The organism is Variovorax sp. KK3 (assembly GCF_001984055.1).
Lineage (GTDB): Bacteria > Pseudomonadota > Gammaproteobacteria > Burkholderiales > Burkholderiaceae_C > Variovorax.
Map to the genome: position 1 here is coordinate 1 of NZ_LYVO01000099.1, position 20,641 is coordinate 20,641.

A 20,641-nucleotide genomic window follows, 5' to 3' on the forward strand; every position below is an offset into this window, starting at 1 on the left:
CCCCGAAAGAAGCACCATGAAATACCAGAACATCCAACTTTCCATCGACCGCTGGATCGCCACGCTCACGCTGAACCGCCCCGACAAGATGAACGCCTTCGACGACGCGATCCTGCTGGAGATGCAGCACGCGCTCGACGCGGTGGAGGCCGACGAGTCGGTGCGCGCACTGATCATCACCGGCACCGGCCGCGCCTTCAGCGCCGGCTTCGACCTGAGCCCGCGCGAGACGCCCTTCAAGAGCGTCAGGGACTGGCGCGACCATGCCAAGCTGGGCAACGACACCTGGCAGCGCATCTGGCGCTCGCGCCTGCCGGTGATCGCGGCGGTCAACGGCTACTGCCTGGGCGGCGGCTGCGAGCTGTCGATGGTGTGCGACATCACGCTGGCCGCGGACGATGCCGAGTTCGGCGAGCCCGAGATCCAGTTCCAGTCCGCGCCGCCGCTGGCGGTGATGCCGTGGGTGCTGGGCATGAAAAAGACCAAGGAGCTGATGCTTACCGGCGACCGCATCGGTGCCGACGAGGCCGTGCGCATCGGCCTGGCCAACCGGGTCGTGCCGGCACCCGCGCTGATGGACGAGGCACGGCAGCTGGCGCTGCGCTTCGCGATGATCGCGCCGCCGGCGATGCAGCTCAACAAGCAGTGCATCAACCGCGCCTACGACCTGCGCGGCTACCAGGCGACCATCGACTACGGGGCCGAGATGTTCGTCCTGACCCACATGTCCGAATCGGAGGAAGGCCGCGAGTTCTTCGAGGTCGCGGCGAAGCAGGGCCTCAAGGCCGCCTTCAAATGGCGCGACGCGAAGTTCGCCACGCCAGCCTGAACGACGCCCCTTCCAGGAGACCTGCCATGCGAACCCTGCCGGCTTTGCTGTGCGCCGCCATCCTCGGCCTGAGCGCGGCCACCGCGCCTGCGCAAAACGCCAACTGGCCCAGCCGGGCCGTCAAGGTGGTCGTGCCTTACACGCCCGGCCCGGGGCCGACCGACTCGGTCGCGCGCATGGTCGCGGAGAAACTGCAGCGCAAGCTCGGCCAGCCCTTCGTGGTCGAGAACCGCCCCGGCGCCAGCGGCAACATCAGCACCGAGTTCGTCATCGCGGCACCGGCCGACGGCACCACGGTGCTGGTGGGCGCTGCCGGGCCCATCGCCGTCAACCCGAGCCTGTACAAGACGCTGCCCTTCAACGCCGAGCGCGACCTGGCACCGCTCGCCTTCATCGGCGAAGAGATGTACGCGCTGGTCGTGCACCCATCGGTCGAGGCCCGTTCGCTCAAGGATCTGCTGGCGAAGATGAAGGACAAGCCCGGCTCGTTCAGCTACGGCTCCGGCGGAAACGGCGCCGGCACGCACCTGGCGGGCGAGCGCTTCCGCATGGCGGCCGGCGTCGACATGCTGCACGTGCCGTACAAGGGCGGCATTCCGGCGCTGAACGACCTGATCGCCGGCGTGGTGCCGATGACCTTCACCTTCGTGCAGAACGCGGCCAGCATGGCCGCGGCCGGCAAGCTCCGCGTGATCGCCGTCACGGGCGCACGGCGCAGCCCGATCCTGCCCGACGTGCCGACGCTCGCCGAGGCCGGCCTGCCCGGGGCCGAGTTCACGTCGTGGTACGGCTTCATGGTGTCGGCCAAGACGCCGCCGGCCCTCGCGCAGAAGATGCAGGGTGCCTTCTACGAGGCGATGCGCGACCCCGCCATTCGCCAGAAGATCGACGAACTGGGCCTGCAGCACCGGGAGATGAGCGCCGACGAGTTCCGCGCCTTCGTGCGACGCGAGACGCAGCGCATGTCGGAGATCGTTCAGCGGGCGCACATCACCTTGGAGTGACGCGGGCCACGCACGCCGTCGCAGCTATTCCGCCGCGCGCCTCAGCGTGTCAACGACCGGACGCCTTAGCACCTCGCGCAGCCCCCACCACCCCGCCGCCAGCGCCAGCAGCGCACCCGCCACCGAGCCCGCGATGGGCACCAGCGGCGACGCGGTCCAGGTGAAGTCGAACACGAAGCGCGCCAGGCCCCAGCCGATCACCGAGGCCACGATGCTGGCCAGGAAGCCGGCCAGCAGCCCCACGCCCAGCAGTTCGGCGCGCTGCACCTGCCGCAGCAGGCTGGCGCGCGCGCCCACCGCACGCATCACCGCGAATTCGCGCGCCCGCTCCTCGCGCGTGGCCGTGACGGCGGCGAACAGCACCACCAGGCCGGCCGCGAGCGTGAAGCCGAAGAGGAACTCCACTGCGCGGATCACCTGGTCCAGCACGCGCTGCACCTGCCCGATGGTGGCGCTCATGTCGACGTTGGTCACGTTGGGAAAGGTGCGCACCAGCGCGTTGTCGAAGCCTTGCTGCTCGGGCGCGCGGAAGGCGCCCATGTAGGTGACCGGCACGTCCGGGCCCAGCGTGTCGACCGTGTACATCACGAAGAAATTGGCGTGCATGGAGCCCCAGTCGACCTTGCGCACGGAGGTGATGCGGGACTCGTTGGTCTGGCCGCCGATGTCGAAGCGCAGGCGGTCGCCGAGCTTGAGACCCAGCGTCTCCATCAGGCCTTCTTCCACGCTGACCTCGCCCGCCTTGTCCGGGTCCCAGCGGCCGGCGACCACCTGGTTGTGCTGCGGCGCGTCCTTCGCATTGCTCAGGTTGAACTCGCGGTCGACCAGGCGTCGCGCCCGGTCGTCGGTGTAGTCGTCCGGCGAGATGGCACGGTCGTTGATGGCGACCAGGCGGCCGCGGATCATCGGGTACCAGTCGTACTTCTTCACGCCACCGGACTCCAGCGCCTGGCGGAAGGCCTGGTTCTGGTCGGGCATCACGTTGATGACGAAGCGGTTGGGCGCATCGGGCGGCGTGGCGCGGCGCCAGCTCGACACCAGGTCGGTGCGCAGCAGCACCAGCAGCACCAGCGCCAGCAGGCCCACGGCCAGCGCGCTGACCTGCACCACCGCATAGGCGGGCCGGGCCGAGATCTGGCGCGTGGCCAGCACCAGCCAGCGCGGCGCCGTCGATTCATTGACGCTGCGGCGCAAGAGCAGCACGGCGATCCAGCTCAGCAGCGCGAAGAGCGCCACCGCACCGGCGAAGCCACCGACGGCGATCAGCCCCAGCTTGATGTCGCTGCTGGCCGCCAGCAGCAGCGCCGCGAAGCCGGCCACGCCCACGCCCAGCACGGCGATCGAGGCCGGCTTGAGGTTGCCGACGTCGCGCCGGATCACGCGCAGCGGCGGCACCTGGGCCAGCTGCAGCACGGGCGGCAGGCCGAAGGCGAACAGCAGCGTCAACCCCATGCCCAGGCCGAATGCCACCGGCCACAGGCTGGGCGCGGGCAGTGCGGCTTCGACCAGGCCGGCCAGCAGCACGACGAAGACGTAATGCACGCCGAAGCCGATGGCCACGCCCATGGCGCTGGCCGCGATGCCGATCACCGCGAACTCGAAGGCGTAGGCCTGCGCGATGGTGCGCTGGCTCTGGCCCAGCACGCGCAGCATGGCGCAGTCGTCGAGGTGGTTGGTGGCGAAGCCGCGCGCGGCCAGCGCCACGGCCACGGCCGAGAGCAAGGCAGCGAGCAGCGCGACCAGGTTCAGGAATTTCTCGGCACGGTCGAGCGTCTGCCGCATCTCGGGGCGGCCGCTTTCGAAGGAGTCCATTCGCACGCCGCGCAGCTCGCCCTTCTTGAGCAGCGCATCGCTCCAGTCGCTGAAGCGCTTGACAGACGCCGCATCGCCGGCCACCGCGAAGCGGTAGCTCACGCGGCTGGCCGGTTGCACGAGCGCGGTGCGCGCCACGTCGGCTTGGTTGAGCATGACGCGCGGCGCGAAGCTCATGAAGCCGGCGCCGCGGTCGGGCTCGAGCGTGATCACGCGGGCAATGCGCAAGGTGGCGTCGCCCAGCAGCACCGGGTCGCCGACCTTGAGCGCCAGGGCTTCGAGCAGCGATGCATCGACCCAGGCTTCGCCGGGCGCGGGGATGTCGCGCGTCGGCGCGCCGGGTGCCTCGCGGGTGGGGCTGACCTGCAGGCTGCCGCGCAACGGATAGCCGGCTTCGACCGCCTTCAGCGCGACCAGCTTGGCACCGCCGCCCTGCGCTTCCTCGGCCCGCGCCATGGTCGGAAAGCCGTAGGTGCTCGCGGTCTGCAGGCCCAGCGCGCGGGCGCGCTCCACGAAGACGGCCGGCGTCGGGTTGTCGCTCGCGATCACGGCATCGCCGCCGATCAACTGGCGCGCGTCGCGCTGAAGGCCGCCCTTGAGCCGGTCGGCGAAGAAGCCGACGGCGGTGAGCGCGGCCACGGCCAGCAGCACGGCCACGATGAGAAGGCGCAGCTCGCCGGCGCGCAGGTCGCGCCAGAGCGTGCGCCATCCGAGACGGAGGGAGGCGTTCATGGCCCGACGATAGCCGAGGCCGGGCGCCGGGCAAACCAAAGGGCCTTGGGACCGCGGGCCCAGAACTGGGACGTTCAGCCAACCCGGCCAAGGGTCGGCTGGGAACAATTCGAAGCATGAACCCACATGTCTTGATCGTGGGCGCCGGGCCGGTCGGCCTGACCCTGGCGCTCGAACTTGCCCGCTACCGCGTGCCCGTGACCCTGGTCGACAAGATCACCGCGCGCGAGACCAGCTCACGCGCCGTCGCGGTCTGGCCGCGCACGCTGGAGCTGCTCGACCGCGCTGGCGCCGCGGCCGACCTGCTGGCACTGGGCAACCGGGTCAGCTGCGCGAACATCGTCGCCGGGTCGCACACCCTGGCGCGCATCGAGCTGGGCGGCGTCGCGTCGCCCTACCCCTTCGCGCTGATGATTCCGCAGGACCGCACCGAAGCCGTGCTCGAGCGCCACGTCGTGGCCCGCGGCATCACGCCGCAGCTCGGCGTCGAGCTGGTCGATGTCGACCAGGACGCGCATGGCGTCACCGCCACCTGGCGGCAGAACGGCGTCGAGGTCGCGCCGCAACGCTTCGATTGGCTCGTGGCCTGCGACGGCGCCCATAGCGTGGTCCGCCACAAGCTGGGCATGGCCTTCGACGGCGAGACGCTGGACACCGACTGGGTGCAGGGCGACTTCCTGCTGGAGGGCATGCCTTTTCCGGCCTCGGAGCTCGGCATCTACTGGCACGGCGATGGCGTGCTGCTCTTCTTCCCGATGGGGCCGAACCGCTTCCGCGTCATCGCGAGCCGAGGCCATGCGGCCCAAGGCGATCTACCGCTGCCCGACGTGGCGGCCTTCCAGCAACTGGTGGACCGGCGCGGCCCGGGCGGCGTGCGCCTGAAGACACCGCTGTGGATCAGCAAGTTCAAGATCAACGAGCGGCAGGTGAACGACTACCGCGCCAGCCGCGTCTTCCTCGCCGGCGATGCGGCGCACGTGCACAGCCCGGCCGGCGGACAAGGCATGAACACGGGCATGCAGGACGCGATCAACCTCGCCTGGAAAATGGCGATGGCCTGCCACGGCAGGCTGCCGGCCGACATGCTGCTCGACAGCTACGACGCCGAACGCCGGCCCGTGGGTGCCGAGGTGATTCGCGCGGCCGGCCGCTTGACGAAGGTGGCCACGGTGGAAGGCCCGCACGTGCAACACGTGCGCAACCTGCTGGCCCATGCCCTGCTCGGCCTCGCGCCGGTGCAGCATGCGATGGCCGACCAGATGACGGAGCTGTCGACGGCCTATCCGGACAGTCCTCTGACCATGGCCCATCCGGCCGGCAAGCTCAGTGCCGGCATGCGCATGCCGCCGGTGCCGGGCGAACGTCCCTACGGTGCGGGCGACCGGCCGCGGTTCAGCCTGCGCAGCAACGACCCGGGCGCCCGCGTGCTGATCGAACGCTTTCCACACCTGCTGGAATCCAGCCTGCGCCCCGGGCCCGAAGGCGGCGACATGCAGTTGGTTCGCCCCGACGGCTATCTGGCCGCGGCAGTGAGCAGGCCGCACGCGAACCAGCTGGCCGACTACCTGCAGTGCCTGGCGAGCGGGCTGCCGGTTCAGGCCGCGGTGCCTGCGCCCGCCAACCCCGGCTGGAGCATGAGCCGCTGCGCGCCGGCATAGGCGATGAGTCGCCGGTCTTCGCTCAACCCCAGGATCGGGTGAGCATTTCGTCCATGGCATCCGCGATCTGCTGGCCCTGGTCTGCCAGGGAACCGACTCGCTTGCCGAGTTGCTCGACCGCCACCGACACCGTGTCCAGTGGGTGCAGCACGACGTCGACGCCTTCCACCTTGAAGACCGGGTTCATGCGCGTGCCGGCCAACGGCGCTCTCTCCGGCAACGCGCTGCGCAAGAACAGCGGCACGACGACACGTCGGCGATAGCGGTCGAACTGAGAGGACTGCACGATCACCACATACGGAATGGCCTGCTTCTGAGCACCCTTGTTCAGGTGCAGGTCGAACTGCGCCATTCAAATGCCTCAAAGAGTGGAATGTTCGTCGGCAAACGAGCCATGTTCGTCATGCACTTCGTTCCAACCATCGGCGCACGCATCCGCCCACTGCCGGTGTTCGCTCTCGCGGACCTGTCCGCGCATGCGCCGCGCCTCTAACAGCTCTTCCATCTCCCGCGGCGAAACGATGTAGGCGGCTGGGCGTCCTCGGCGAGTGATGACGATCGGCTCGCGTTGAGCCGAATCCACCAATTGCCCGAAGCGGTTTTGTGCTTCAACAGAAGTGACGCTGATCATGAGTCTAGTCCCCTGAACTGGCTAATCTGTTCATTCTAGCCAGCGCGTCATGCAATTCGCTGCTCTGGTTAGGCCAACCCCGGCTGGAGCACGAGCCGCTGCGCGCCGGCATAGCAGACGAACCGCTTGTTGGTCGCCCGCCCGATCGCGCACAGGCCGACTCGGGTCGCGACCTCGTGGCCCATCTGCGTGATGCCGCTGCGCGAGACCACGATGGCCACGCCCATCTGGGCGGACTTGATGACCATCTCGCTGGTCAGGCGGCCAGTGGTGTAGAAGACGCGACCGCCTTCCAGCTGTCCGGGCGGCTGCATGGCGATCCAGCCGGCGATGGTGTCGATCGCGTTGTGCCGGCCGACGTCTTCGACGAAGCAGTGCATCCGGGCGTCGCCTTCGCCTCTTTCCCCGCCTTCGCCCAGCGTGAACAGCGCGCAGCCGTGGACCGAGCCGGCCGACTTGTAGGTGCTCTCCTGAAGGCGGATCGCGTTGACGAGCGCGTAGAGCTGCGACTGCCGCATGCGCGTGTCCGGCAATTCGAGGCGGTCGATGCCGGCCATCAACTCGCCGAACACGCTGCCTTGCCCGCAGCCCGTGGTCACCACCTTCTTCGCGGTGCGCTCCTCGATGCGGTCGATGCCGGCATGCGTCTTCACGGCGGCCGCATTGACGTCCCAGTCGACGGTGATCGACTCGACGTCGGCCGCCGATTCGATCAGCCGCTGGTTCAGCAGGTAGCCGAGCACCAGCAACTCGGGCTGGGCGCCCAGGGTCATCAAGGTGACCAGCTCGCGGCGATCGACGTAGACCGTGAGATCGCGCTCGGCCGGAATGGACACCATGCCGCGCTCGCCATGTTCGTCGATGACCTCGACCTCGCGCGTCAGCGGCGCGCGCGCCGAGCTGAGGCGCGGGAGCCCGCGGGTCACTGCTTGGGCGTGGGGTTCGCCGCCGCCGACGGCTGTTGCGTGCTGGGCGGCGAGCTGGCCGTGCCGGGCGGCGAATGGGCGCCAGCAGCCTCGATCGGCTTCTGCTCCGCCGGCGTGTACGCGAAGGGGCCGGGGTCCGCGCAGGCCGTCGCGGCGGCGGCCGGCACCGGCGGCAGCTGCTTGCCGGCCGCGGCGGCGCTCGCGCGGTAGCGCGCGGCCACCCTGTCCTGCGCCTGGCAGAGCTGGTAGGTCTCGACCTTGGCGCTCCAAGCGGTGCGTGCGGCCGTTTCGGCGGCCTTGGCCTTGGCTTCGGGTGTGTCGGGCGGTGGCGGCAGCTTGGCGAATGCGCTGCTGCCCGCCAGCGCCAGGCCGCACACAATGACGAATGGCTTCATGAGGGATTTCCTTCGACGCGCACGCCACCCACCGATGCCTCGGCGCGCGCCTCCTGGCTGCGCTGCGCGGGGATCTTGCCGGCGGCAATGTCTTCGTACCAGTAGGCATGATGCTCGCGCGCCCAGGTCTCGTCCACGTAGCCGTGGCGCATCGCGTCGTAGGCGCCGGCCATGCCCAGCGTGCCGATATAGATGTGGCCCAGGATCATCGCCATCATGAGGATGGTGGCGACGGCGTGGATCATGTGGGCGATCTGCATCTCGCCGCGCGTGTAGACGAAGCCCGGCAGCAGCCGGTCGAGGAACAGGCCGGAGCCGGCGACGATGCTGCCCAGCACCAGGACCCCGCCCCAGAACACGACCTTCTCGCCGGCATTGAAGCGGTGCGAGGGCGGCTCGTGGGCGCCGCCGAACAGGCCGCCCGCCTTCATCACCCACTTGAGGTCGTAGGCCCGCGGCAGGTTGTCGCGCACGAAGGTGATGAACATCAGCACCAGCGTCAGCACGAAGAGCGGCCCCACCACGTTGTGCAGGGTCTTGAGCGCGTAGGTGAGCCAGCCGAACAGCGCCGCGCCGAGCACCGGCAGCAGGAAGAACTTGCCGAAGGCCATCACGATGCCCGACACGGCCAGGATGACGAAGGCGATGGCGTTCGACCAGTGAGTGGCGCGCTCGAAGGGCGTGAAGCGCTCGATCTTGCGGCCGGTTTCCGCACCGTGCAGCCGCATGGTGCCGCGGCTGAAGTAGTAGATGGCGATGGCGAGCAGCACCACGAACAGCAGGGCCGCGCCGTAAGGAATGATCCAGTTGTTGCGCACCTGTCGCCAGGCCTCGCCGGCGTTGGTGAAGCGCGCGCCAGGGTAATTGACGAAGGGCTGGATCAGGTTGCCGGCCTCGGGCGCCTCCGAACGCGGCAGGCTGCTGTAGCCGGTGACGCCCTGCCCCACCTGGCGCCACATCGGCGCGTTGTTGCCGGGCTGGACCTTCTGGCGTTCGGCGTTGCTCTGCTTGAGGTAGTTGGGGTCGGCGCTGGCCTCGGGCTTGACGTCGAAGATGTTCTGGCTGCGGATGCCGCCCTGCGCGGGTGCCTGGGCGGCCTGGGCCGGGGGCGCAGCCTGCGCCGGGGCCGCGGCCGGCGTCTCGGCGACGGCACCGCTCGCGGAAGGATTCGGGGCCGCCGGCGCCTGCGCCAATGCCGCGCCAGCCGCCAGCATGCCCGCCAGCGCCAGGAGCTTCAGCCGTTCGATCATGCCGTCTCCTTGCCTTCAGTTGTCGCGGGTGTAGTCGTTCTGGCCGTTCTGGGCGCGCGTCTTGAGCTGCTGCTCCCAGGCCGCCTTGTCGCCCACCTTCCAACCCGAGGCGGTGAAGGCGGTGCCGGTGTCGGCCTTGGTGCCGGTGCCCGTCCACGGGGCCGCGTCGAGCTTCACGCCTTCGGCATTGGTCTGCGGCTTCTCGCCGCAGGCCGCGAGCAGCGCAAGGGCCGCGGCCGCAGCGGCAAGGTGCACGGGGCGCATCACTTGGTCACTCCGTTGGTCGGCGTGCCGGCCTGCTGCGAGCCGTAGGCCGTGCCCCATCCCCAGACCTCGGCGCCCTTGCCGCGGTGAAGAACACGGGTGCGGAAGATGTCGGCCACCACGTCGCCGTCGCCGGCCAGCAGGGCCTTGGTGGAGCACATCTCGGCGCAGGCCGGCAGCTTGCCTTCGGCCAGGCGGTTGCGACCGTACTTCTCGAACTCGGCCTGCGAGCCGTTGGCCTCGGGGCCGCCGGCGCAGAAGGTGCACTTGTCCATCTTGCCGCGCGCGCCGAAGGTGCCCTTCGACGGGAACTGCGGCGCGCCGAAGGGGCAGGCATACGAGCAGTAGCCGCAGCCGATGCAGACGTCCTTGTCGTGCAGCACCACGCCTTCTTCGGTGCGATAGAAGCACTGCACAGGGCACACCGCCATGCAGGGCGCATCGGAGCAATGCATGCAGGCCACCGAGATCGACTTCTCACCCGGCACGCCATCGTTGAGCGTGACCACCCGGCGCCGGTTCACGCCCCAGGGCACTTCGTTCTCGTTCTTGCAGGCCGTGACGCAGCCGTTGCATTCGATGCAGCGCTCGGCATCGCAGACGAATTTCATTCTTGCCATGAGTGCATCCTCTTGATCGCAACGGGCTTGTTCGGGAAACACCGCGGAACCGGCTTTGCCGGGCCGCTGGTGTTGCCCCCGGTGAGGGGGTTGGCGCACCACACGAAGTGGGGGAGCCTGGGGGAGAGCTTGTTCATGCCTTTTCGATGTTGCAGACGGTCGTCTTGGTCTCTTGCATCATGGTCACGCTGTCGTAGCCGTAGGTGGTCGAGGTGTTGATCGCCTCGCCGCGTACCACCGGCGCCGCGCCGGCCGGGTAGTAGGACAGCATGTCCGCGCCCTGCCAGTGCCCCGAGAAATGGAAAGGCATGAACACGGTGTCGGGGCCCACCCGCTCGGTGACCAGCGCCTGCACGTTGAGCTTGGCGCCGGTCGGCGTGTGCACCCAGGCGCGCTCGCCGTTGCGGATGTTCTTCGCGGCCGCCACCTTCGGGTTGATTTCGATGAACATCTCCTGCTGCAACTCGGCCAGCCAGGGGTTGGAGCGCGTTTCCTCGCCACCGCCTTCGTACTCCACGAGCCGGCCCGAGGTCATGATGAACGGGAACTTCTCTGCCACCTTGTCGGCGATGTTCTTCTGCTGCACGCTCTTGTAGAGGGTGGGCAGCCGCCAGAAGGCCATCTTGTCGTCGTGCGTGGGGTACTTGGCCATCAGGTCGGGCCGCGTGCCGTACAGGGGCTCGCGGTGCTGCGGGATGGCGTCGGGGAAGTTCCACACCACAGCGCGCGCCTTGGCATTGCCGAAAGGGTGGCAGCCGTGGTTCTTCATGAACACGCGGATCATGCCGCCCGACGAGTCGGTCTTCCAGTTCTTGCCTTCGGCCTTGGGCTTCTCGGCCTCGGTGAGTTCGTCCCACCAGCCGAGCTTCTTGAGCAGCAGGTGGTCGAGTTCGGGGTAGCCGGTGGTGATCTCGGCACCCAGCGAGCACGAGCCGTCTTCGGCCAGCAGGTTCTTGCCGTTGCGCTCCACGCCGAAGTTCGCGCGGAAGTTCCCGCCGCCGTCCATCACGTGGCGCGAGGTGTCGTAGAGGTTGGCGCTGCCCGGGTGCTTGAGTTCGGGCGTGCCGAAGCAGGGCCAGGGCAGGCCGAAGTAATCGCCGGCCAGGTCGTAGCCATTGACCTTGTCCTTGCCGGCCTTGGCGCGCAGCGTGCGCACGTCGAAGGCACCCATGTTGCGCATGTGCGCCTGCAGGCGTTCAGGGCTCTGGCCGGTGTAGCCGATGGTCCAGGTGCACTTGTTGATTTCGCGCAGGATGTCGTCGGGAAGGGGCTCGTCCATGCCGGCGACCTTCTGCATGCGGCAGTTCTTGCTGAGCTCCTTGCCGAAGCCGAGCCGGTCGGCGAACTGCTGCATGATCATGTGGTCGCTGCGGCTTTCCCACAGCGGCTCGATGACCTTCTCGCGCCATTGGATCGAGCGGTTCGATGCCGTGACCGAGCCGCTGGTCTCGAACTGCGTGCAGGCCGGCAGCAGGTACACCGCACGCTTCGGGTTCAGGTCTTCGGGCCGTCCCGGCATGGCGGCCATGGCCGCGGTGGCCGAGGGATACGGGTCCACCACCACCAGCAGGTCGAGCTTGTCCATGGCCCGTTTCATCTCGAGGCCGCGGGTCTGCGAGTTGGGCGCATGGCCCCAGTAGAAAACGCCGCGCAGGTTGGCGTCCTGGTCGATCAGCTCGTTCTTTTCGAGCACGCCGTCGATCCAGCGCGACACCGTGATGCCTGGCTTGGTCATCATCGCGGGCGACGAGAACTGCTTCTTGATCCACTCGTAGTCGACACCCCAGGTGGCCGCGAAGTGCCGCCAGGCGCCTTCGGCGATGCCGTAGTAGCCCGGCAGCGAATCGGGGTTGGGCCCCACGTCGGTGGCGCCCTGCACGTTGTCGTGGCCGCGGAAGATGTTGGTGCCGCCGCCCGACTTGCCGACGTTGCCCAGTGCCAGCTGCAGGATGCACGAGGCGCGCACGATGGCGTTGCCGATGGTGTGCTGGGTCTGGCCCATGCACCAGACGATGGTGCCGGGCCGGTTCTCGTTGAGCCAGGTCGCAACCTTCAGCACCTGCGCTTCCTTGACGCCGCAGGCCTCCTCGACCTTGTCGGGCGTCCACTTGGCCATGACCTCCGCGCGCACCTCGTCCATGCCGAACACGCGGTCGTTGATGTACTGCTTGTCTTCCCAGCCGTTCTTGAAGATGTGGTGCAGCACGCCGAAGAGGAAGGGAATGTCCGAGCCCGAGCGGATGCGCACGTATTCGTCGGCCTTGGCCGCGGTGCGGGTGAAGCGCGGGTCGACCACGATCACCTTGCAGCCGTTCTCCTTGGCGTGCAGCAGGTGCAGCATGCTCACCGGGTGCGCCTCGGCGGCGTTCGATCCGATGTACAGCGCCACCTTCGAGTTGCGCATGTCGTTGTACGAATTGGTCATGGCGCCGTAGCCCCATGTGTTGGCCACGCCCGCCACGGTGGTCGAGTGGCAGATGCGCGCCTGGTGGTCGCAGTTGTTGCTGCCGAAGAAGCTCACGAACTTGCGCAGCAGGTAGGCCTGCTCGTTGCTGTGCTTGCTCGACCCGATCCAGTACACGGAGTCGGGCCCGCTGGCCTGGCGCAGTTCCTTGAGGCGCGCCGTGATCTCGTCGAGGGCCTGGTCCCAGCCGATGCGCTGGTACTTGCCGTCGACCAGCTTCATCGGATAGCGCAGGCGGTACTCGCCGTGGCCGTGCTCGCGCAGCGCCGCGCCCTTGGCGCAGTGCGCACCCAGGTTGATCGGCGAATCGAACACCGCCTCCTGCCGAACCCAGACACCGTTCTCGACCACCGCATCGGAAGCGCAGCCCACCGAGCAGTGGCTGCAGACCGTGCGGCGCACCTCGATCTTGCCCTGGCCGATGGCGGGCGCCCTGCCGTCGGCGGCATCGGCCTTGCGCATCAGAGTGAGCTGGCCGGCGGCCAAGCCGACGCCGACGCCCAGGCCCGAGCGGCGCAGGAAGGCGCGTCGGTCCATGGTCGGCAGCGCACCGGCGAGGCCGCGGCGCAGGCTGTGGACGAAGGGCGATGCAGGAGTGGAGGACGAAGCACTCGACGCGGCGCCACCGTGCGGTGCGCCGCTCGTTTTACGGGTCAACAACATGGCGTGGGGTTCCTCAGGCCGAAGTGCTCTGGTAGTAGCGCTTGACGTGCTCGCTCAGCGAGTAGCCGCCGCCCTTCTCGGGTGGGGGCGGCAGCGCGGAGGTGGCAGTGGCGGCGGGTGTCTCCACGACCTTCGGCAGCACCGTGACGGCGGCTGCGGCGGCGCCGACCGAGGCGGCGCCCAGAAAGAAACCTCGACGGGACGCCGGCTGGGGCCCGGCGGATTGGCTGTCCTGCATGTGATCTCCAGGAGTGGCTCGGTCAAAACTGGATATGAAACCAGTTACATATGTTTGGATACTAGTCGAGACCCTAATACCCGGGCAACGAAGCCCGCCAAAGTATCGGAATCGTCTGACGCCGGCCCCTACTCCGACGTCGATGCCGACGCCGATGCCGGCGCTACGCCAGCATGTCGAAGCCCTGGGCCTCGACCTCGGCGAAGGCGCGGGTCAGCCCGGCCAGTGCGGCGTAGAAGCCGGCCTTCGGATGCTGCGCCACTGCATCGCACAGGGCGGGCAGCCAGGGCTGCAGATGGGCCGCGAAGAAGGCCTGCTGCCGCGTGAGGTTGGCCACGGCCGCGTCCTCGCCGGCGATCAGGTAGCGCATCACCTCGAACAGGCAGGCCACGTGGTCCTCGCTCTCGGACACGGACTGCTCGCGCGCCAGGCCGAGCTGCGCCAGGTCGCCGCGCAAACGCGCCAGCGGCTTGTCGTTGAGGAAGCCGCTCAGGTAGTACGAGCCGAACAGGTACACCTCGGGCTTGCCGATGCCGCCGAAGAGCGCGTCGTATTCCTCGCGCGCGGCGGCAACGTCGACGCGCCGCGCGGCGCCGACGAGTTCTCGCCAGGGTTCTTCGAGAAAGGCCCCGGCGGCCGGCGCCTCGGTGGGCGCGACCTGGAAGGCCGACAGCAGTTCGGCATCGGGCGCTGCGTACCAGAGCCGGGCGAGCAGGCCGTAGAGCTCGGCGCGCGCGAGTTCCTCGTCCAAGGCCGAGGATGCGGGGAATGAAGCGACCGGTTCACTCATAGTCGCTCATAGCTCCGTGATCTTCTGTTCGTTGGTGGCGGTGTAGAGGTCGATGACCCGGCAATCGCTGCACATCTTGAGGCGTTCCAGCGCATCGCCCTGGAACATCGAATGGCCGGCCAGCCGGCCCAGCATGGCTTCGATGGCCTTCGCCGTGCCGAAGGGTTTGCTGCAGCGGATGCAGCTCCACGGCTTGGCCTCGTTGAGCACCACCGGCTGGCTGCGTTCGGGCGCGACCAGCAGCCGCGGCACCAGCGAGATCGCGTCCTCGGGGCAGGTGCTGTCGCACAGGCCGCATTGCACGCAGTTCTTCTCGACGAAGCGCAGCTGCGGTGCGTTCGGGTTGTCCTGCAGGGCGCTGGCGGGGCAGGCGCTCACGCAGGCCAGGCACATGGTGCACTTGTCGCGGTCGACGTCGATCGTGCCGAAGGGCGATGCGGCCGGCAGCGCGATGGCCAGCGCCGCATCCGCGGCCTTGCCTCGGCGCGCCGGCGCTGCCTCGACGAGGTGATCGAGCGCCATTTCCAAGGTGCTGCGCTTCTCGGCGCCGACGGCGAACCGGGCCGCCGTGGCCGGCGTCTGCGGTCGCGCGTCGCGCAGCGTCGCCAGTTCGGTGTCGAGCGCGGCGGGCGTGCCGGCCTCGACCAGCCTGAAATGCACGCCTGTGTAGCCCAGGCCGTTCATCACGGCCTGCGCCACGGCCATCTGTGCGCGCAAGGCCGTCAGGTAGTCAGGGGCCTCCTCGCCTGTCGCCAGCACGGCCACCTGCGAAGCGCCGAAGGCCAGCGCGCTGAGCCAGAGGTCGATGCCGGTGCTGGCCGCATGCCAGAGCTCGACCGGGATCACCTGCGCCGGCACGCCCTGCGCGCGGCCCAGCCGCGCCTCGCGGCCCAGTTGCTCGACGAGCGCCCGACCGCCTTCCTGGCTGTGCAGCAGCAGCACCGCATCACGCCCACCGGCCGCGGCATAGGTGGCCAGCAGCGTGCGCAGCTTGGTGCCCTGGTCGGGCGCAGGCGGGTAGGCGTAGGCGAGCGCGCCAGTCGGGCAGACGGTGGTGCAGGCGCCGCAGCCCACGCACAGATGCGGCTCGACCACGATGCGCTGGCGTGCCAGATCACTGCTGATCGCGTGGGCGGAGCAGACTTCGACGCAGGCATTGCAGCCGAGCTGCTCGTTGCGGCTGTGCGCGCAGAGCTTCTGCTTGTAGTCGAAGAACTTGGGCTTCTCGAATTCGCCGATCAGCCCGCGCAGGCGCACCAGCGTTGCGCCGGCCTGCGGGTCCGCCAAGCCGCCACGAAGGTGCAGGTAGCCCTGCGGCGGCGCGTGCCAGTCGATCAGCGGCGCTTCACCGAGATCGAGCACCAGGTCGAAAGCAGCCTCGTGCGATTCGTCGGGCCGCGTGAAATCGATGGCACCGGCTGCGGTGCAGACACGCTCGCAGTCGCGGTGCGAGCGGCACTTCGCGCCGTCGATCTGGTAGTCGAGCCCGATCGCCTGCTCGGGGCAGGCGGCCAGGCAGGCATTGCAGCGGGTGCAGAGGTCGAGGTCGATCGCGTTGTCGCGCGTCCAGCCCAGCCGGAAGGCGCCGAGCCAGCCGCTCAACGCGTCGATGCGGCCGGCGAGCACGGGCCAGCGCCGCTCCTGTGCGCCGCCGGCCACGCCGGGTCCGCGAGAAAAAATCGTGATCTGCATCGCATCGGCCAGCAGCGCCGCGGCCTGCTCGGCCTGGTCGAGCGGGCCGACCACCAGCAGCCGCCCCTGGCTCGCATAGCTGACCGTGGCCACCGGCTCGGGCTCAGGCAGCCGCGCCTGCGCCAGCAGCGCCGCCATCTTGGGCATGGCACGCCCAGCATCGCGGCTCCAGCCGCCGGTCTCGCGGATGTTGACGAAGCGAATGGGCGACTCGGCCTGGGGCGTTTGCTGGGCCAGCTCGCCGAACAGGCGCTTTTCCTGCGTGCAGGCCACGATCACCTCGTCGCCGGACTGGATGGCGCGCTGGAAGGCGGGCGCCTCGCGGCGGCAGAGCGCCGAATGAAGGGGAAGGGTTTCAGCCAGCGCCGCGCCGAGCGTCTTCGGCTCGAGCGGCATCGTCTTGTTGCAGTCGCAGATCAGCGTGGTGGTCATCGGCTTCGTGGCTGGCCGGCTGCGCATCGGAGGCGGCAACCGGTTGGCTGGGAACGGGATCGGGAACAGGATCCGCAAAGGATTCGGTGGAGTCCGACTCTGCCACGTCCGGGCTCGGCCCGGTCTCAGGGTCTTTGTCGGGGTGCTCGTCGAAGAGCTTCATGAACTTCGCGCTGGCCATCTGGCGCAGCACGCCGTCGGGCAAGGGCGTGGAGACCGAGTAGTCGTCGATGTACGTATCGAGCCCATCCATCACGTTGAAGTGCGGATCGGCGAAGAGCTTCTTGAGCGCGGCGTTCTTGACCTCCGGCGCGACGTCGCCGGCCATGAAGGGCTTGAAGTCCGACTCGGCCGTGAGCGCCTCGACATCCGCCAACGTAGGCGCGATGGGCTTCTCCCCTTCCCCCTCTGGAGGAAGACCGGGATGGAGGCCAGCGACCTCCCCGACCGGCGTGACATCGCCCCCCGTCACCTCCGCCGCGACGGGCTGCGGCTCCGCAGGAGGCACCTCCCCTTCCCTCACCAGTTGCTTGCGCCGCGACCACCGCTCGAAGAAGCCCTCAGACATCGCCGGCCCCTCGTCCGCGCTTCTTCTCGGTCGACACGCTCGCCGCATTGCCGAAGCGGTCGACCAGCGGCCTGAAGCTCTCGGGCCGCTTGCGCCGCCGCGGTTCATCGACGTGGTGCTGGTCGACGTAGGCACGCAGCCAGTCGGCCACCTCGGGCGGCGCGGGCACCTGCTCGACGTTTTCCTGCGCGTCGAGCCAGCGGCCGGCCTCGCTGTAGCTGAGCGTGACGACCACCGGCCGCGCAATGGGCTCGGCCGCGACGTTCGCCTCTTCGTCCAGCCGCCACAGCACGAACCAGCCCGGGGTGGGCGTGCCCGCGTTGAGCCGGTAGCCGTCGACGTCGTCGCGGAACAGTTCGACCTTGAAGCCGGGATGCAACCAGCGATGCGACTCATCGTCCTGCTGCAGCAGCCTCGGCTCGCTGCCGAAGGCGGGGTCGTCCGGCACCACGCTGTCGAGCACCCAGCGCCAGGGCTGCCAATGGCTCGATGGCCCGTGCAGCCGCTCGCGACGCATCACGACAGCGACCTCGAGCATGGGCCGGGCCGTATCCTTGTCATCAAGGCCGGAAAGCGGATTCATGGGGCCGACCATAGCCGATGCGGCGCCTGCGCATGGCGGCGCGGCCTTTCGCTGCGGGCCCGCGCCGCCATTCAGCGGTGGGCCGTGGCCGTGCGAGGGAAATCAGAAGTGCATCGGCATGGGCCGTGGCACGGCGCGCCCCGCGGCGCCGCGGCGCTCGAGTTGGCTGGCCACGGTGACCAGGCTCAGGGCCTGCGTCGTCGGCAGAACCTTGCTGGTGTAGAGAAAACGCAGCTGGCAGTCGCCGAGCATGATCGCGTCGCCATTGGCCAGCGGCCGGCTGCCCTGCACGCGGTCGCCGTTGACGTAGCAGCCGTTGCGGCTGCCGAGGTCGTTGAGCACGTAACGATCGCCCGACCACTCGATCAGCGCGTGTTGGCGGCTCACCTTGTCGCTGTCGATGCACACGCGGTTGCTCAAGGCACGGCCGATGGTGGTGGACGGACCGGCGATGTTGATCTGTCGCACGCTGCTGTTACGGGCCAACACGATGAGTCTGGGCATTCCCTTTTCCTGAAGTCATTGAACTGTCATGGAGCTTAAGGGTGCAGCCCCTTGACCAGATCGGAAAACAGAAGGCCTAAAAGCGCGCATTTCGGCGCGCGTGCATGCCGCGTGTGGAAATTCGCACGATCCCCGCTGCGCGCGCTGCGAGGATCGCCCGCTCAATGCGCCGGGGCCGCGTTCGACGCGACCGCACCGGTGCCGTAGCCAGCCGCCGCGACCGGCGTGCCGCCCGGCAGCACCTGCACCGCGCAGTACTTGAACTCGGGAATCTTGCCCATCGGGTCGAGCGCCGCATTGGTCATCAGGTTGGCCGCGGCTTCGTAGTAGGCGAAGGGCACGAACACCGCGCCGGCCGGCGTGCCGTCGTCGCGCCGCACGTGGATCGCCACCTCGCCGCGGCGCGAGCGGATCGTGATCACGTCGCCGGCCTGCAGGCCCAGCGTGTCCAGGTCGCCCTGGTTCATCGAGGCAGTGGCCATGGGCTCCAGCGCATCGAGCACCGTCGCGCGGCGCGTCATGCTGCCGGTGTGCCAGTGCTCCAGTTGCCGGCCGGTGATGAGCACGAAGGGGTACTGCGCATCGGGCCGCTCATCGGCCGGGATGATGTCGGCCGGCACCAGCCTCACGCGGCCGTCCGCGGTCGGGAAGTCGTCGATGAACACGGTGGGCTGGCCGGGGTCGTCCGCGCTCAGGCAGGGGTAGGTCACGCTGGACTCGCGCTGCAGCCGTTCCCAGCTGATGCCGCTGATGGCCGCGTGCATGGCTTGCCGCATCTCTTCGTAGACGGCCGCGACACCGGATTCCTCGCCCTCGTAGTTCCACGCGAGGCCCATGCGGCGGGCGATCTGCTGAATGATCCACAGATCGGGCATGGCCTCGCCGGGCGGATCGAGCGCGCGTTTGCCGAGCTGCACCATGCGGTCGGTGTTGCTCACCGTGCCGGTCTTCTCGGGCCAGGCGCTGGCGGGCAGCACCACGTCGGCCAGCCAGGCGGTTTCGGTCATGAAGATGTCCTGCACCACCAGGTGCTCCAGGCTCGCGAGGGCATGGCGCGCGTGGTTGAGGTCGGGGTCGCTCATCGCGGGGTTCTCGCCCATGATGTACATGCCACGGATCTTGTGCGGATCGCTGTCGGGCGCGAGCGCCTTGTGCATGATCTCGACGACCGTGTAGCCAGGCTTCTCGTCGAGCGGCATGCCCCAGAAGCTCTCGAACCACGCGTGCGCGCCGGCGTTGTCCACGCGCTGGTAGTTGGGGAACATCATCGGGATCAGCCCAGCATCGCTCGCGCCCTGCACGTTGTTCTGGCCGCGCAGCGGATGCAGCCCCGAGCCCGGCTTGCCGATCTGGCCCGTGACGGTGACCAGCGCGATCAGGCAGCGCGCGTTGTCGGTGCCGTGCACGTGCTGGCTCACGCCCATGCCCCACAGCACCATCGCCCCCTTGGCGGTGGCGAAGGCGCGCGCCACCTCGCGCAGCGTTTCGGCCGGGATGCCGCAGATCGGCGCCATCGCTTCCGGGCTGTAGCCCTCGACGTTCTCGCGCAGGGCCTCGAAGTTGTTGGCGCGATCGCGCACGAAGGCCTCGTCGACGAGGCCCTCGTCGATCACCGCGTGGATCAGCGCGTTGAGCATGGCCACGTCGGTGTCGGCCTTGAACTGCAGCGTGCGCCAGGCATGCCTGCCGATGTCGGTGATGCGCGGGTCGGCCAGCACGATCTTCGCGCCGCGCTTGGCGGCGTTCTTCATCCAGGTGGCGGCCACCGGGTGGTTGGCGGTGGGGTTGGAGCCGATCACGAAGATCATCTCCGCATGCTCCACGTCGTTGACCTGGTTGCTCACCGCGGCCGAGCCCACGCCCTCGAGCAGCGCCGCCACGCTGGAGGCATGGCACAGCCGCGTGCAGTGGTCGACGTTGTTGCTGCCGAAGCCGGTGCGCACCAGCTTCTGGAACAGATAAGCCTCTTCGTTGCTACCCTTGGCGGAGCCGAAGCCCGCCAGGGCCTTCTTGCCGTGCGTGTCGCGCAGGTCCTTGAGCTTGCCGGCGGCCAGGGCCAGCGCTTCGTCCCACGTGGCTTCGCGGAAGGCGCCATGCCAGTCTCCGGGGCGCGGCGCGTCGCCGAAGTCCTTGGGCACGCCGGGTTTGCGGATCAGCGGCACGGTCAGGCGCTGCGGATGGTGTGCATAGTCGAAGCCGAAGCGGCCCTTGACGCACAGCCGGCCATGGTTGGCCGGGCCGTCGCGTCCGTCGACGCTGACGATCTTCTCGTCCTTCACGTTGTAGGTGATCAGGCAGCCGACGCCGCAGAAGGGGCAGACCGAATCGACCTTGCGGTCGACCTGCTGCGAGCCGATGTGGCTCTTGGGCATCAGCGCACCGGTGGGGCAGGCCTGCACGCATTCGCCGCAGGCCACGCAGGTGCTGTCGCCCATCGGGTCGTCGAGGTCGAACACGATCTTCGACTCGGCGCCGCGCATCGCGTAGCCGATGACGTCGTTGACCTGCTCCTCGCGGCAGGCGCGCACGCAGCGGTTGCACTGGATGCAGGCGTCGAGGTTCACCGCCATGGCGGGGTGGGAGATG

At 68.8% G+C, this 20,641-nt stretch carries 19 protein-coding genes; 3 read left to right on the plus strand and 16 right to left on the minus strand.

Features of this window, described 5'->3' with window-relative positions; all coding sequences use genetic code 11:
• Both B0W80_RS30315 and B0W80_RS30320 read left to right on the plus strand, forming a co-directional pair.
• The coding region (locus tag B0W80_RS30315; RefSeq protein ID WP_256856730.1) for an enoyl-CoA hydratase/isomerase family protein at nt 1-829 on the plus strand (829 nt) is incomplete at its 5' end.
• A 26-nt stretch (nt 830-855) separates the two neighbouring features.
• Nucleotides 856-1,833: a tripartite tricarboxylate transporter substrate binding protein gene (locus tag B0W80_RS30320; RefSeq protein ID WP_077002871.1), complete on the plus strand. Its 978-nt coding sequence runs from the start codon at nt 856-858 to the stop codon at nt 1,831-1,833.
• 24 nt (nt 1,834-1,857) lie between these two features.
• On the opposite strand, the gene B0W80_RS30325 is transcribed toward B0W80_RS30320, so the two are convergent.
• Complete coding sequence (locus B0W80_RS30325) at nt 1,858-4,377, minus strand: ABC transporter permease (protein ID WP_077002872.1); 2,520 nt, start codon at nt 4,375-4,377, stop codon at nt 1,858-1,860.
• A 116-nt stretch (nt 4,378-4,493) separates the two neighbouring features.
• Between B0W80_RS30325 and B0W80_RS30330 the strand changes: the two genes are divergently transcribed.
• Nucleotides 4,494-6,035, plus strand: a complete 1,542-nt coding sequence (locus tag B0W80_RS30330; RefSeq protein ID WP_083745738.1) for an FAD-dependent oxidoreductase — start codon at nt 4,494-4,496, stop codon at nt 6,033-6,035.
• A 22-nt stretch (nt 6,036-6,057) separates the two neighbouring features.
• Here the strand turns inward: B0W80_RS30330 and B0W80_RS30335 are convergent, their stop codons facing one another.
• The 15 genes from B0W80_RS30335 to fdhF all read right to left on the minus strand — a co-directional run.
• Entirely contained in the window at nt 6,058-6,387 is a 330-nt protein-coding gene (locus B0W80_RS30335) for a CcdB family protein (protein WP_077002874.1), read from the minus strand.
• Between the two features lie 9 nt (nt 6,388-6,396).
• A complete protein-coding gene (locus B0W80_RS30340; protein WP_077002875.1) occupies nt 6,397-6,666 on the minus strand; it encodes a type II toxin-antitoxin system prevent-host-death family antitoxin in 270 nt (89 codons plus the stop codon).
• A 68-nt stretch (nt 6,667-6,734) separates the two neighbouring features.
• Nucleotides 6,735-7,592, minus strand: a complete 858-nt coding sequence (locus B0W80_RS30345) for a formate dehydrogenase accessory sulfurtransferase FdhD (protein WP_077002876.1) — start codon at nt 7,590-7,592, stop codon at nt 6,735-6,737.
• A complete protein-coding gene (locus tag B0W80_RS30350; RefSeq protein WP_077002877.1) occupies nt 7,589-7,987 on the minus strand; it encodes a hypothetical protein in 399 nt (132 codons plus the stop codon). The genes B0W80_RS30345 and B0W80_RS30350 overlap by 4 nt, the downstream gene beginning before the upstream one ends.
• On the minus strand, nt 7,984-9,237 hold the full coding sequence (locus B0W80_RS30355; protein WP_077002878.1) for a formate dehydrogenase subunit gamma: 1,254 nt from the start codon (nt 9,235-9,237) through the stop codon (nt 7,984-7,986). The genes B0W80_RS30350 and B0W80_RS30355 overlap by 4 nt, the downstream gene beginning before the upstream one ends.
• 15 nt (nt 9,238-9,252) lie before the next feature.
• The gene (locus B0W80_RS30360) at nt 9,253-9,501 is read right to left on the minus strand and encodes a hypothetical protein (protein WP_143684851.1); all 249 of its coding nucleotides are present in this window, start codon (nt 9,499-9,501) and stop codon (nt 9,253-9,255) included.
• On the minus strand, nt 9,501-10,121 hold the full coding sequence (gene fdh3B, locus B0W80_RS30365; protein WP_077002880.1) for a formate dehydrogenase FDH3 subunit beta: 621 nt from the start codon (nt 10,119-10,121) through the stop codon (nt 9,501-9,503). Before fdh3B ends, B0W80_RS30360 begins: the two co-directional genes overlap by 1 nt.
• 133 nt (nt 10,122-10,254) lie before the next feature.
• Nucleotides 10,255-13,248, minus strand: coding sequence for a formate dehydrogenase subunit alpha (locus B0W80_RS30370; RefSeq protein WP_077002881.1), 2,994 nt, complete (start codon nt 13,246-13,248; stop codon nt 10,255-10,257).
• A gap of 13 nt (nt 13,249-13,261) precedes the next feature.
• A complete protein-coding gene (locus B0W80_RS30375) occupies nt 13,262-13,486 on the minus strand; it encodes a formate dehydrogenase (protein ID WP_077002882.1) in 225 nt (74 codons plus the stop codon).
• 163 nt (nt 13,487-13,649) lie between these two features.
• Nucleotides 13,650-14,276 (minus strand): molecular chaperone, encoded by a 627-nt coding sequence (locus B0W80_RS30380; RefSeq protein WP_077002883.1) that lies wholly within the window; start codon nt 14,274-14,276, stop codon nt 13,650-13,652.
• Nucleotides 14,277-14,282: 6 nt separating this feature from the next.
• Complete coding sequence (locus B0W80_RS30385; RefSeq protein ID WP_256856731.1) at nt 14,283-16,400, minus strand: 4Fe-4S dicluster domain-containing protein; 2,118 nt, start codon at nt 16,398-16,400, stop codon at nt 14,283-14,285.
• On the minus strand, nt 16,324-16,968 hold the full coding sequence (locus tag B0W80_RS30390; RefSeq protein WP_077002884.1) for a DUF3306 domain-containing protein: 645 nt from the start codon (nt 16,966-16,968) through the stop codon (nt 16,324-16,326). The genes B0W80_RS30385 and B0W80_RS30390 overlap by 77 nt, the downstream gene beginning before the upstream one ends.
• Nucleotides 16,961-17,506, minus strand: a complete 546-nt coding sequence (locus B0W80_RS30395; protein WP_256856732.1) for a DUF3305 domain-containing protein — start codon at nt 17,504-17,506, stop codon at nt 16,961-16,963. The genes B0W80_RS30390 and B0W80_RS30395 overlap by 8 nt, the downstream gene beginning before the upstream one ends.
• 147 nt (nt 17,507-17,653) lie before the next feature.
• Nucleotides 17,654-18,055, minus strand: coding sequence for an FHA domain-containing protein (locus B0W80_RS30400; protein WP_077002885.1), 402 nt, complete (start codon nt 18,053-18,055; stop codon nt 17,654-17,656).
• 161 nt (nt 18,056-18,216) lie between these two features.
• Nucleotides 18,217-20,641, minus strand: a 2,425-nt coding sequence (gene fdhF / locus B0W80_RS30405; protein ID WP_077002889.1) for a formate dehydrogenase subunit alpha, incomplete at its 5' end; no start/stop codon positions are given.